11 protein-coding genes are annotated in these 12,438 nt (G+C 67.3%); 1 reads left to right on the forward strand and 10 read right to left on the reverse strand.

The features are described 5' to 3' along the window. Window positions 1-30: 30 nt before the first annotated feature. From ACUWEX_RS08630 to ACUWEX_RS08675, 10 genes are all read right to left on the reverse strand, one after another. A complete protein-coding gene (locus tag ACUWEX_RS08630) occupies window positions 31-1,101 on the reverse strand; it encodes a UDP-N-acetylglucosamine--N-acetylmuramyl-(pentapeptide) pyrophosphoryl-undecaprenol N-acetylglucosamine transferase (RefSeq protein ID WP_079727689.1) in 1,071 nt (356 codons plus the stop codon). Next, window positions 1,098-2,336: a putative lipid II flippase FtsW gene (gene ftsW / locus ACUWEX_RS08635; protein WP_445995963.1), complete on the reverse strand. Its 1,239-nt coding sequence runs from the start codon at window positions 2,334-2,336 to the stop codon at window positions 1,098-1,100. The genes ACUWEX_RS08630 and ftsW overlap by 4 nt, the downstream gene beginning before the upstream one ends. Further along, window positions 2,299-3,843: a UDP-N-acetylmuramoyl-L-alanine--D-glutamate ligase gene (murD, locus tag ACUWEX_RS08640; RefSeq protein ID WP_445995964.1), complete on the reverse strand. Its 1,545-nt coding sequence runs from the start codon at window positions 3,841-3,843 to the stop codon at window positions 2,299-2,301. Before murD ends, ftsW begins: the two co-directional genes overlap by 38 nt. Further along, the gene (gene mraY / locus ACUWEX_RS08645) at window positions 3,828-4,931 is read right to left on the reverse strand and encodes a phospho-N-acetylmuramoyl-pentapeptide-transferase (RefSeq protein WP_445995965.1); all 1,104 of its coding nucleotides are present in this window, start codon (window positions 4,929-4,931) and stop codon (window positions 3,828-3,830) included. The genes murD and mraY overlap by 16 nt, the downstream gene beginning before the upstream one ends. Then, window positions 4,925-6,340: a UDP-N-acetylmuramoyl-tripeptide--D-alanyl-D-alanine ligase gene (locus ACUWEX_RS08650; RefSeq protein WP_445995966.1), complete on the reverse strand. Its 1,416-nt coding sequence runs from the start codon at window positions 6,338-6,340 to the stop codon at window positions 4,925-4,927. The genes mraY and ACUWEX_RS08650 overlap by 7 nt, the downstream gene beginning before the upstream one ends. A 120-nt stretch (window positions 6,341-6,460) precedes the next feature. After that, window positions 6,461-8,239, reverse strand: coding sequence for a peptidoglycan D,D-transpeptidase FtsI family protein (locus tag ACUWEX_RS08655; protein ID WP_445995967.1), 1,779 nt, complete (start codon window positions 8,237-8,239; stop codon window positions 6,461-6,463). Window positions 8,240-8,310: 71 nt separating this feature from the next. Beyond that, complete coding sequence (locus tag ACUWEX_RS08660) at window positions 8,311-8,925, reverse strand: hypothetical protein (protein WP_079727695.1); 615 nt, start codon at window positions 8,923-8,925, stop codon at window positions 8,311-8,313. Beyond that, window positions 8,922-9,878: a 16S rRNA (cytosine(1402)-N(4))-methyltransferase RsmH gene (gene rsmH / locus ACUWEX_RS08665; protein ID WP_445995968.1), complete on the reverse strand. Its 957-nt coding sequence runs from the start codon at window positions 9,876-9,878 to the stop codon at window positions 8,922-8,924. The genes ACUWEX_RS08660 and rsmH overlap by 4 nt, the downstream gene beginning before the upstream one ends. A 99-nt stretch (window positions 9,879-9,977) precedes the next feature. Beyond that, entirely contained in the window at window positions 9,978-10,409 is a 432-nt protein-coding gene (mraZ, locus tag ACUWEX_RS08670; protein WP_079727697.1) for a division/cell wall cluster transcriptional repressor MraZ, read from the reverse strand. Between the two features lie 413 nt (window positions 10,410-10,822). Then, window positions 10,823-11,221 carry a DUF3040 domain-containing protein gene (locus ACUWEX_RS08675; RefSeq protein WP_079727698.1) on the reverse strand — a complete coding sequence of 133 codons (399 nt, stop codon included), beginning with the start codon at window positions 11,219-11,221 and terminating at the stop codon, window positions 10,823-10,825. Between the two features lie 101 nt (window positions 11,222-11,322). On the opposite strand from ACUWEX_RS08675, the gene ACUWEX_RS08680 reads away from it, so the two are divergent. After that, window positions 11,323-12,429 carry a polyprenyl synthetase family protein gene (locus tag ACUWEX_RS08680; RefSeq protein WP_445995969.1) on the forward strand — a complete coding sequence of 369 codons (1,107 nt, stop codon included), beginning with the start codon at window positions 11,323-11,325 and terminating at the stop codon, window positions 12,427-12,429. Window positions 12,430-12,438: the final 9 nt, after the last annotated feature.

Genomic DNA, 12,438 nt, shown 5'->3' on the forward strand with positions numbered 1-12,438 from the left:
ATAACCCATCGGGCTGGGTGGCCGGGGAGGCTAGTTCAGCGCTTCCCGGATGAGCTCGTACATGCGCTGCGAGCCCTGCGGCGTGCCCATCGAACGCGCCTGGATGGCCATGTCGTGCAAGCGCACGGTGTCGGTGAGCAGCGGAATGAGATCGGAGCGCACCCACGACGGGGTGAACTGGGCGTCGAGCACCAGGATCGCTCCCCCGGCGCGCACCGAATCGGCGGCGTTGAAGCGCTGCTCGCCGTTGCCGACCGGGTAGGGCACGTAGACCGCGGGAACGCCGAGCGCCGAGAGCTCGGAGACGGTGCCGGAGCCGGCGCGCGAGACGGCCGCGTCGGCGACCCCGAGGGCCAACTCCATGCGGTCGCAGTAGTCGAGCAGGCGGTAATGCTTCTCACCCGGGTCGGTCTGATCGAAGTTGCGGCCCACGATGTGCAGGATCTGCCAGCCGGCCGCGATGATGTCGTCGCGGGACTCGAAAACCGTGGTGTTCAGGCGGCGGGCACCCGACGATCCGCCGGTCGCGAGCAGCGTCGGGCGGTCGGCGTCGAGGCCGAAGAGTTCGCGGGCCTCGGCCCGGGCGGCATCGCGATCGAGACGCTCGATCTCGGGGCGCAGCGGCATGCCGACGAAACGGGCCCCGCGCAGCTTCGTGCCGTGGAATGCCACGCCGACGAAGGGGGTGTAGCGCGCACCGAGCTTGTTGGCGAGGCCAGCCTTGGCATTGGCCTCGTGGATGACGAGGGGAACCTTGCTGCGTCGCGCCGCCAGATAGGCCGGGGCCGAGGCATACCCGCCGAAGCCCACGACGACGTCGACCTTGCGGTCGGCGATCAGGGCGACGACGTCGTTCACGGCCGCACGAAAACGGGACCCGAACGTGATGGCGCTCTTGCTGGGCTTGCGCGGGAAGGGCAGGCGTTCGATGGTCGACAGCTCGTAGCCGCGCGCCGGCACGAGTCGGGCCTCGAGGCCCTCCTTCGTTCCGAGCACGACGATCTCGGCATCCGGTTCGTTCTCGCGGATGGTGTCGGCGACCGCCAGCAAGGGGTTCACGTGGCCGGCAGTGCCTCCGCCGGCGAGCAGATAGGTGGTCATTGAATTCCTCGGGTGGGGGTGCCGAATGCGGGGGCTCTGAGGCCCGTCGCCTTCTCGCGACCCGACGTGCGGGCGAACGAGAGGACGATTCCGATCGACACCAGGGAGGTCAGCAGGGCCGTGCCTCCGGCGGATATCAGGGGAAGGGGGACGCCGAGCGTGGGCAGCAGGCGCAGCACGACGGCGATGTTGACGAAGGCCTGGCCGATGACCCACACCATGATCGCGCCCGTCGTGATGCGGGCGAAGGGGTCGGTGCTCGACCGGATGATGCGCACGAACGCCACGGCCAGCAGCACGAAGAGCAGCAGCACGACCACGGCGCCGATCAGGCCGAGCTCCTCGCCGATGATGGCGAAAATGTAGTCGTTGGATGCGGCGGGCAACCACGAGTACTTCTCACGCGAGTTGCCGAGGCCGAGGCCGAAGACACCGCCGTTGGCCAGCGCCCACGTGCCGTGCAGCGGCTGCCAGCAGAGGTTCTCGTAGTCGACGCAGTCCTCGTCGAGGAACGACGTGATGCGAGCCATTCGGTTGGGGCTCGTGATGGCGAACCCCAGGAAGACGACGATGCCCAGGATGAACGGCAGCGAGAGGTAGCGCAGCTTCAGGTTGGCGAAGTAGAGCGCGCCGATCACGACCATGCCCATGATCATCACGGTGCCGAGGTCGTGCCCGAGGAGTACGAGGCCGAGCGCGATGATGGCGACGGGAACGGCGGGGATGAGCGCGTGCTTCCAGTCGCCGAGCAGCGCGATCTTGCGGCCGAGCACCGCGCCCAGCCAGATGGCCAGCGCGAGCTTCAGCAGCTCGGAGGGCTGACCCGAGATGGGGCCGATGGCGATCCAGTTCAGGTTTCCGCCGACCGCGAAGCCGAGCGGCGTGAAGACGAGGGCCTGCAGCAGCAGCGCGCCGCCGAGCACGACCCACGCCCAGCGCTTCCAGAAGATCGCGGGGATGCGGCTGATGACGAGCATCAGCGGGATGCCGATCACGGCATACGTCGCCTGTTTCCAGAACCCACCGAAGAAGCCGGAGTCGTCGAGGAACGAGTCGACCGACGAGGCCGACAGCACCATGACGAGGCCGATGAGCACGAGGAAGACCGTCGTACCGAGAAGGAGGTAGTAGTTGCTCGACTCCGGCGTGAAGATGCGCCCGAGCGAAATGCGGGTGGCCTTCGTGCCGGAGCTGTGCTCAGCGGTCGTCGGTCGGTCGGTCGGTGGAGCGCTCATCTGCCTGACCTCCCAGATAGGTGCGCACGGCCTGCTGGAACTTGTGGCCGCGTTCTGCGTAGTTGGCGAACTGGTCCATCGATGCCGCTGCAGGAGCGAGCAAGACCACATCACCCGGTTCGGCGATGCCGGCCGCGAAATCGACGGCCGCGCTCATCACCTGTTCAGTGTCGGATGTCTCGACCTCGAACAGCGGCACCTGGGGCGCGTGTCGCCCGAATGCCTCGAGGATCGGCTGGCGGTCGACGCCGATCACGACGACGCCGCGCACACGGTCGGCGTGCCGGCGCACGATCTCGTCGATCTGCACGCCCTTCAACAGCCCGCCGACCACCCAGACGACCGAGGGGTATGACGCGAGCGACGCATTGGCGGCGTGCGGATTGGTGGCCTTCGAGTCGTCGACCCACGTGATCTCGCCGACGCTCGCGACGACCTCGATGCGGTGGGCGTCGAGCGCGAAGCCCTGCAGCGCCAGCCGCACCTGCTCGGGCGTGACGCCGTAGGAGCGCGCGAGGGCCGCGGCAGCGAGCACGTTCTGCACGATGTGCGGCGCCGCGAGGCCGAGCTCGTGCAGCTCGTCGACCGTGGTCAATTCGAGGGCCGAGGAGTGGCGTTCCTCGAGGAACGCGCGGTCGCACAGGATGCCGTCGACCACACCGAAGTCGCTGGGCCCGGGCACACCCAGGTCGAAGCCGATGGCGCGGGCACCGTCGGTGACCTCGGCCTCCTGCACCATGCGCATCGTGCGCTCGTCGGCCTTGTTGTAGACGCAGGCCACCCGGGTGCGATCGTAGACGTGCGCCTTGGCGGCGACGTAGGCCTCGAGCGAACCGTGCCAGTCGATGTGGTCGTCGGCGATGTTGAGGCAGACGGCCGAGAACGGCGTGACCGGGTCGGGGCCTGTCTGCGCGCTCAGGTAGTGCAGCTGGTAGCTCGAGAGTTCGACCACGAAGACGTCGAAACCCGCCGGGTCGCGCACCGCGTCGAGCACCGGCACGCCGATGTTGCCGCACGGGGCCACGCGCAGGCCGGCCGCTGCCAGCATGGTGGCCGCCAGCTGCACGGTCGTGGTCTTGCCGTTGGTGCCGGTGACGAGGATCCAGTCGGCGGGCGTGCCCACCTTGTCGCGCACACGCCAGGCCAACTCGACGTCGCCCCACACGGCGATGCCCTGCTCGGCCGCCCACACGAGAATCGGATGCGTGGGCACGAAGCCCGGCGAGACGACGATCACGTCGGGCCGCTGCTCGGCGAGCTCGGCCGGCACCTCGTCGAGCGACGCCTGCACGAGGCGGGCACCGATGACGGGGATCAGCTGAGCGCGCTCGTCGGCCGCATTCGACGCGAGGACGAGGACATCCGCCCCCAGTTCGGTGAGCGTGTCGGCCACCGAGAAGCCCGTCACGCCGAGGCCCAGAACGGCCACTTTCAGGCCCGTCCAGTCGGCGTGCCAACTCGTGAGACCGTCGAGGCGATTCTGCTGCGGCACTAGCGGGTGATCCATTCGAGGTAGAAGGTTCCGACACCGGCGGCGACGAACAGGCCGCCGACGATCCAGAAGCGCACGACGACCGTGACCTCGGCCCATCCCTTCAATTCGAAGTGGTGGTGGATGGGGCTCATGCGGAAGATGCGTTTGCCGTGGGTGATCTTGAAGTAGGCACGTTGCACGATGACCGAGCCGGTCTCGATGACGAAGAGGCCACCGATGAAGACGAGCAGCAGTTCGGTGTGCGTGAGGATCGCGAGGGCGGCCAGGGCGCCACCGAGGGCGAGTGAACCGGTGTCGCCGAGGAAGATCTGGGCAGGCGACGTGTTCCACCAGAGGAACCCGATGAGCGCACCCGAGATGGCGGCGGCCACGATGGCGAGGTCGAGCGGGTCGCGCACGTCGTAGCACTTGTAGCGCACGGCCTCGGCGAGGTTGGGGCTGAAGCACGACTGGTTCGACTGCCAGAAACCGATGATGACGTAGGAGCCGATGGCCAGGATGGATGCACCCGTGGCCAGGCCGTCGAGCCCGTCGGTGACGTTGACGCCGTTGGAGGCCGCGGCCACCAGGAAGCTCGTCCAGATGAGGTAGAGGATCACGCCGATGAGCGGAATGGCGGGGGCGATCAGCAGGAAGTTGATCGGCAGGTCGCGCGTGAACGAGATCGCCGTCGACGCGGGCGTGATGCCGGCCTGGTTGGGGAAGTTCATCGCCATGATGGCGAAGGCCGTGGCCACGATGACCTGGCCGAGCACCTTGGCCCACCCGCCGAGCCCGAGGCTGCGCTGTTTGCGCGTCTTCATGAAGTCGTCGATGAAGCCGACGACGCCGAGCCCGACCATCATGAACAGCACGAGGAGGGCCGACATGGTGATGCGGTCGCCCGTGATGAGCATGGCCGTGAAGTAGCCGAAGAGCGTGCCCACGATGATGACGATGCCGCCCATGGTGGCGGTGCCGCGCTTGGCGTGGTGTGACTGGGGGCCGTCGTCACGGATGAACTGGCCCCACTTGAGCTTGCGGAACAGCCGCACGAAGACGGGTGTGAGGAAGAGCGAGAAGGCCATCGACAGGGCGGCGGCGGTCAGAAGGGCTACCACGCGAACAGTTCTCCCAACCGGTCACCGAGAAAGCGGAGCTTCGCGGAATTGGACGATTTCACCAGAACGGTGTCGCCCGCTCGGAGCTCCGTTGCCAGATAGTCGTAGGCCTCGTCTTGCGTTTCGAAGTATACCGACTCGCCGTCCCACGACCCCTCGTTGATGGCGGTGATGTGCATGCGCCGGGCCTCGGCCCCCACCACCACGAGCTGCGAGATGTTGAGGCGCACGAGCTGTAGGCCGATGCGGTCGTGCTCCTCGCCCGCGAACTCCCCGAGCTCGGACATGGCACCCAGCACGGCGACCGTGCGGGACCCCTCGGGGCTGATCTGGGCGAGCGTCTTGATGGCCGCCGACATGGAGTCGGGGCTGGCGTTGTAGGCGTCGTTGATGATCGTGACGTCGTCGCGACCGCCGAGCACCTCCATGCGCCAGCGTTCGGCGCGGGCGACGCCCTCGAGCGCCGTGACGGCTTCGCCGAGCGAAACACCCAGCGTGGTGGCGACCGCCAGGGCGGCCAGCGCGTTCATGACGTGGTGTTCGCCGAGCACCTTGAGGTGCACCGTGCGGCTTTCGCCGCCGGGGATGGTGACGACGAAGGTGGTGCCGGTGCGCGACGAGACGATGTCGGTGGCGCGCACGTCGGCCGAGTCTTCCTGGCCGAACCAGAGCACGCGCGCGGGCGTGACATCCGCCATCTGCCGCACGCGGTGGTCGTCGGCGTTGAGCACGGCCACGCCCGTCTCGGGCAGGTCGGTCACCATCTCGCTCTTGGCCTTCTGCGTGGCCTCGATGCCGCCGAAGCCTCCGGCGTGGGCCAGGCCGACCTTCAGCACGACTCCGATCTCGGGATGCGCCATGCCCACGAGTCTCTGAATATCGCCCTGCTTGCTCGCACCCATCTCGGCGACGAGGTAGCGGGTCGACGGCGTGAGCCGCAGCATGGTGAGCGGCGCGCCCACCTCGTTGTTGAAGGAGCCGCGCGGCGCCACGGTCTCGCCCTGAGGCTCGAGGATGGCGCGCAGCATGTTCTTGGTCGTGGTCTTGCCGTTCGACCCGGTGATACCGACGACGCGCAGGTCCCCCGTCGCGCGCACGCGGTCGACGACGGCGCGGGCCAGGGTGCCCAGTGCCTCGACGACGTCGTCGACGACGATCTGGGCGATGTTCTCGTCGACCTCGTGTTCGACGAGCGCGAGCACGGCGCCGTTCTCGACGGCCTTGCCGACGAACAGGTGGCCGTCGGTTTCTTCGCCCGGTTTGGCGACGAAGATGCCGCCGGGGGCGATCTCTCGCGAGTCGGTGTCGACGAGGCCGGACACGATGCTGTCGGCGGTGAGGCCCGACTCGCGGGTCGCGAGCGTGCCGCCCGTGATGTCGGCGATCTCTCGGAGTGTCAGTTCAATCATCAGTTCTCAGTTCTCGGCCGGTCGGTGTGCGGGCCAGTGTGATGCGGGGCGTGATGCGGTGCGCACGGCAATGCCTGTTTCACTCGGTGCAGGGTCGAGCGAAACAGGCGTTGTCATGACTCAGTATTCGCCGGGGTAGTTGGCCGGCGTGCCCGTGGAGGGCGGAATTCCGTAGCGTTTGATCACCTGGGTGACGGCCTGTTTGAAGACCGGTGCCGCCGCCGCGGACGACATGAGGGTGAGCGGGTCTTTCAGGTGCACGGTGATCACGTATTGGGGGTCTTCTGCCGGAACGGTTCCGGCCATCGAGGCGACATAGGTTTTCTTCAGTTTACCTGCGCCGTCGGACTGTTCCGCGGTGCCCGACTTTGCTGCTACGCGGTAGCCGGGCATGGTGAGGTCTTTCGCCAGGAATCCGTTCGTGACCACGGTTTCCATCATCCCGAGGACCTCTTTAGAGGCTTCCTCACTGATGACCCGTTTGCCCGCGGATGCGGCGGGCACCTCGGTCGTCGTCCCGTCGGAGTATTCGCAGCCCTCGACGAGCTGCATGGGCAGCTCCACTCCCCCGTTGGCGATCGCCTGGTAGGCGTTGGCCATCTGGATGGCGGTGACGGCGACACCCTGGCCGAACATGGTGACGTAGTCGGTCTGGTTGTCCCACTTCTCCCACGGGTGCAGGATGCCGGAGTCCTCGCCCGGGAAGCCGATCGCCGAGGCGTCGCCGATGCCGAACTTCTTGAGGTAGTTGTAGCGGTCTTGTGCGCTCATCTTCTCGCCGAGCTTGCTCAGCCCGGTGTTGGAGGACTGCTGCAGCACACCCGTGAGGGTCAGGCGCTCGGGGTCGTGCGGCAGGGCGTCTTTGATGCTGGCGCCATTCTCAGGCTTGTACCGGTATTCGGCGAGCACCTGCGACGTGGGCGTGGCGAGCCCCGCATCGATGAGGGATGCCGCGGTGAGCGGCTTGAAGATCGATCCGGGTTCGAACGGCGCCGTGAAGGCTTTCGAGCCGCGGTCTTCGGGTGCGGTCGCGTTGATGTCGTTGGGGTCGACGCTCGGCCATTCGGCGAGGGCGCGGATCTTGCCCGTCTTGACCTCGGTGACCATGATCGACCCGTAGGTGGCGCCCGTGGCCGCGACCTGCGAGGCGACGAGCTGCTGCATGTACCAGTTCAGGTCGGAGTCGATCGTGAGCTTGACGTTGCCGCCCTCTTTGGCGGCCGTCGTGACCTCGGTCGTGCCGGGCAGCGCCACGCCGTCTTTCGAGCGCTGGTAGCTCTGCGTGCCGTTCTCGCCCGTGAGGCAGGCGTTCTGCTGCAGTTCGACGCCCGCGAGCCCCTTCTGGTCGCTGCCGACGAAGCCGACGATGTTTCCGGCGACGGATCCGTTGGGGTAGGTGCGGCCGGGGTTCTGTTCGGTGTAGATCCACGGGATGTTGAGGTCGCGGATCTTTTGGTACTTGTCGGCGCTCTGCGACTTGATGAGGAGCGCGTAGTTCGATCCGGAGTCGGCGGCGAGGGCGTCGTCGATGATCTTCTGCAGGTCGGCGGCCGACTGCCCCGTGATGGCACCGACTTCGGTGAGGGCCTGCTCGACCGTTACCTCTTGCTTCTTGCCGTCGATTGTGCGGTCGAATTCTTTGACGTCGCGGGGGGACGTCGTGATGTCGAACAGCGCGACCGTGCTGGCGAGCACGTTGCCGTTGGTGTCGAGGATTTCACCGCGCGGCGCGTAGATGGTGCCGTTGGCCGTGGTCTTCGTCAGCGAGTCGGAGACGAGGGCGTCGGCGCGCACGAGTTGGATGTCGACGAGCCGGACGACGAAGACGGCGACCACAACGATGACGGCGGCGACGGCGAAGACGATGCGCCGCTTGGTCGAGACGGTGTGTGAGGCCACGCTTCGTCCTTCTCTGCTGGGGTTCTCGGCTGAGCGCGCGGGCGTTCAGCGGGGCCGGTACGCGCTCCGCGTTAGTGCGTGCTCGGAGACGGCAGACCGTTCTCCAACGATACGGTCGGCGGCGCGGCTTCTTCGGTAGGCGCGCCCTCGGCGGGTGCGTCGGGATCGGCGACGGTTGCGTCGGGCGCGACGGCGAGCGGCTCTCCGGCGATGAGCTTGTTCGGAATGACGCTCGACGAGATCAGCGGAACCGGCGTGTCGGTCGTGGCCGCGGTCGCATTGCCCGTGACCGATCCGTCGCTCAGGCGCAGGTAGGCGGGCGTGCCGTTGATGACCATGCCGAGCGATTCGGCGTTGGCGGCGAGGTATTGCGGCGACGAGATCTCTTTCACGTCGTTCGAGACGGTCTGCAGCTGCAGCCCCAGTGAACGCTCGGATGCCTGCAGCGACGAGATCTGGTAGGCGCCCTGGCTGAGCCCCACACCGAGCAGCAGCTGCGCGATGACGACGACGAGCACGCCGCCGACGGTGACGAGCGCGTAGGCCGTCTTGGGCCGCGCGCGGCGGGCGTTCTTCGGGACGGCCTCGATGTAGGGGGCCTTCTTGCGTCCCGGCTGCGCGGGGAGAGCGGATGCGGCCGGCACCGAAGCGGACAGCGGCAGGTCGTAGGCGGTCTGGGCGCTCATCGGGTTCCTTTTCTCACGCGCTCGATGGCCCGCAGTCGCACCGGGGTGGCGCGGGGGTTCTCAGCTTTTTCGTCGTCGGAGGCGAGTTCGGCACCCTTGACCAGGGCGCGGAAGAGGGGGGCGTGCTCGGGCAGCTCGACCGGCAGGCCGGCGGGGGCCGTCGAGGCGATGACTTTTTGGAAGTCCTTCTTGACGATGCGGTCTTCGAGGGATTGGTAGGCCAGCACGACGATGCGGCCGCCGACGGCGAGCGAGTCGAGCGCACGTGGGATGGCGTCTTCGAGCACCGACAGCTCTTGGTTGACCTCGATGCGAAGGGCCTGGAAGACGCGCTTGGCGGGGTGGCCGGCGCGCTGCACGGCCGCGGGGGTGGCCGCCTGGATGATCTCGACGAGCTCGGCCGACCGCGTGATGGGCCGGGCGTCGCGCGCTTCGACGATCTTGCGGGCGTAGCGCTGCGCGAGCTTCTCTTCGCCGTATTTCTGGAAGATGTTGCGCAGCTCGTGCTCGGTGTAGGTGGCGATGACCGTCTCGGCCGTGAGGTCGCTCGTGGCATCCATGCGCATGTCGAGCGGCGCGTCTTTAGAGTAGGCGAAGCCGCGCTCGGCCTCGTCGAGCTGCAGCGAGGAGACGCCGAGGTCGAAGAGGATGCCGTGCACCTCGGGGATGCCGAGACCCTCGAGTGCTTCGTCGATGCCGTCGTAGACGGTGTGCACGAGCTTGACCCGGTCGCCGAAGCGGGCGAGTCGCTCGCGCGAGATGGCGAGGGCATCGAGATCGCGGTCGAGGCCGACGAGGGTGATGTTCGGGAAGCGCTCGAGGAACGCCTCGGCGTGTCCGCCCATGCCGAGCGTGCAGTCGACCAGCACGGCACCGTCGGCCGCGAGGGCGGGTGCCAGGTGCTCGACGCAACGCTCGAGCAGAACCGGGGTGTGGATGTCGTTCAGGGCCATATGAACCGGGTGGCCCCTGGACTCTGATCCCCATCCGACCCGACCTGGCAACGGGGAAGTATGCCAGGGAGTGGACGGCTGGGAGTCAGAACGCAGGGACTAGAAGAGTCCCGGAATCACCTCCTCGGCGGTGTCGGCGAATGCTGCTTCTTGCTCGGCCAGGTAGGCCTCCCACGCTTCGGTGTCCCAGATCTCGGCGCGGCTGCCGGCGCCGATGACCGTGAGGTCTCGGCTGAGGCCGGCGTAGGCACGCAGTGATGCGGGCACCGTGACGCGGTGCTGCTTATCGGGTGTCTCGGCGCTGGCGCCGGACAGGAACACACGCAGGTAGTCGCGCGCCTGTTTCGAGGTGACAGGCGCCTGACGGATCTTCGTGTGCAGATCTTCGAACTCGCGGGTGGAGAAGACGTAGATGCAGTGCTCTTGGCCCCGCGTCATCACCACTCCCCCGGCGAGCTCGTCGCGAAACTTGGCCGGCAGGATGATGCGTCCCTTCTCGTCGAGCTTGGGGGCGTAGGTGCCAAGAAACACGTGTCATCCCCCTTCTCGTTCCGGCCAACTTTCGGGATGTCTCCACTTTACTCCACTTCGCACCACAAACCTATGATATCCGCCCTTTTTCTCGGCTGATTCGGGAATAATCCCGCACAATCGCGGGCGAGGCGCGGGTGGAGGGGCAGGGAGCGCAACGGGCTGTTTTCGGGGCTGTTTCGTGGCACGCCAGACGGCGCGATCCGCAAGGACGCGCGGAGTGGAGGACAGGCCCGCGGCGCCGGGGAGGAAAGTGGAGAACCGCGCCGTCTCAGCACGAGAGCCCGACCGAGAGTGCGGGCGGGGAGCAAGCGCAGGCAGGCAACAAAAAAGCAGCCGCACCGAAGTGCGACTGCTTGAGTGTGTGGAGCGGGATGCGGCCGGGGAAAGCCGGCCGGCCCGCGGGACCGGGGCTATTCTCCGCGGTCGTCCTGACGGCGATCCCAGCGGCTGTTCATGCGATTCATGAACGTGCCACCGGATGCGGCCTTCTTCTTCGACGACGGGCGCTGCGCCTCTTTCAAGACATCTTCGGCTGTGAGCGTGCCGTGGTGCTTGCGGGGCGTGATAGCGATCATCACGCCGGCGAACATGACCACGAAGCCGATGATGCCGACGACGGGCTGCTGCAGAACCACACCCGTGACGAGGGCACCGACGCCCAGGATGCCGACGACCGAACCGATCGCGATGCTGCGGTAGCTCGGACGGCCGCGCTGGTCACCGGCGGTCGACACGAAATCGGCGTCGTTGCGGTAGAGGTTGCGCTCCATCTCGTCAAGGAGCCGTTGCTCCTGCTCGGAAAGCGGCATGTCTTACCCTCCAACTCGCTCAACACGGGGCATGTATGTCACGAATTCTAACCCCGCCATCGACGCCTCGGCTAGGCCAAGCATCCCGCTAGGGTGGTCTCGTGACCGAAAGCCGAAACCTTGCCGAACTGGTCAATGATCGGATCGATGAATTCCTCGAATCCCGTGCGTCAATTCTGGCTCACCTCGGCGATGACCTCCTCCCGTTCTCCGCGTTCTCTCGGGAGTTTCTCAGCGGTGGCAAGCGGTTCCGGGCCAGCTTCTCCTACTGGGGGTGGCAGAGCGTTCGCAGTGCCGCGGGCGACGTCGGGCAACCGACATCCGATGAGCTGAGGGCGGTCGTCACACTGGCGGCGTCGCTCGAAATCTTCCACGCCGCGGCCCTCGTGCACGACGACATCATCGACAACTCCGACACGCGCCGCGGGGCCCCTGCGGCCCACCGCCGCTTCGAGAAGCTGCACACCGACGGCGGGTGGGATGGCGACGGCGACGACTACGGCCGCGCATCCGCGATTCTGCTCGGCGATCTGCTGCTCGGGTGGAGCGACGAGATCCTCGACGAGGCGCTGGCGCTGGTCGACCGTGAGACATCCATTCGCGTGCGCGCCGAATTCATGCGCATGCGCACCGAGGTGACCGCCGGGCAATATCTCGACATCCTCGAGGAGCGGGCGTGGCGCAGCCGGCCCGAGAGCGAACACCGCGAGCGGGCCCAGCGCGTGGTCGTCTTCAAGTCGGCGAAGTACAGCATCGAGGCGCCCCTGGCCCTCGGCGCCCTGCTCGCGGGCGGCATTGATGCTCAGCTCGAGGCGCTGCGCTCCTTCGGCCTGCCGCTCGGCGTGGCCTTCCAGCTGCGCGACGATCTGCTCGGTGTCTTCGGCGACGAGAAGGTCACGGGCAAGCCGAGCGGCGACGACCTGCGCGAGGGCAAGCGCACGGTGCTCATCGCTCTCACGCGCGAGGCCGTGCCCGCGCCGACGAAGAACCTCATCGACGAGCTGCTCGGCGACCCGGCGCTCGAACCCGAGCAGATCGCGTCACTGCAGGCGACCATCACCGAGAGCGGAGCGGTCGACCGCTCGGAGGAGATCATCGCCGAGAACGTGCGCGTTGCGCGCGCGGCCCTCGACGCGGCGCCGCTCGGAGCGGAAGCGATCGAGCGCCTCAGCGAATTGGCCGAGACCGTCACACGCCGCAACTACTAGCTCTCGCCT

Source organism: Okibacterium fritillariae (assembly GCF_052783725.1).

What these genes read in the sequence shown, in the direction of transcription:
- ACUWEX_RS08630 (WP_079727689.1), bottom strand. Translation starts at nt 1,101, where the DNA reads ATGACCACCTATCTGCTCGCCGGCGGAGGCACTGCCGGCCACGTGAAC.
- ftsW (WP_445995963.1), bottom strand. Translation starts at nt 2,336, where the DNA reads ATGAGCGCTCCACCGACCGACCGACCGACGACCGCTGAGCACAGCTCC.
- murD (WP_445995964.1), bottom strand. Translation starts at nt 3,843, where the DNA reads ATGGATCACCCGCTAGTGCCGCAGCAGAATCGCCTCGACGGTCTCACG.
- ACUWEX_RS08650 (WP_445995966.1), bottom strand. Translation starts at nt 6,340, where the DNA reads ATGATTGAACTGACACTCCGAGAGATCGCCGACATCACGGGCGGCACG.
- ACUWEX_RS08660 (WP_079727695.1), bottom strand. Translation starts at nt 8,925, where the DNA reads ATGAGCGCCCAGACCGCCTACGACCTGCCGCTGTCCGCTTCGGTGCCG.
- rsmH (WP_445995968.1), bottom strand. Translation starts at nt 9,878, where the DNA reads ATGGCCCTGAACGACATCCACACCCCGGTTCTGCTCGAGCGTTGCGTC.
- ACUWEX_RS08675 (WP_079727698.1), bottom strand. Translation starts at nt 11,221, where the DNA reads ATGCCGCTTTCCGAGCAGGAGCAACGGCTCCTTGACGAGATGGAGCGC.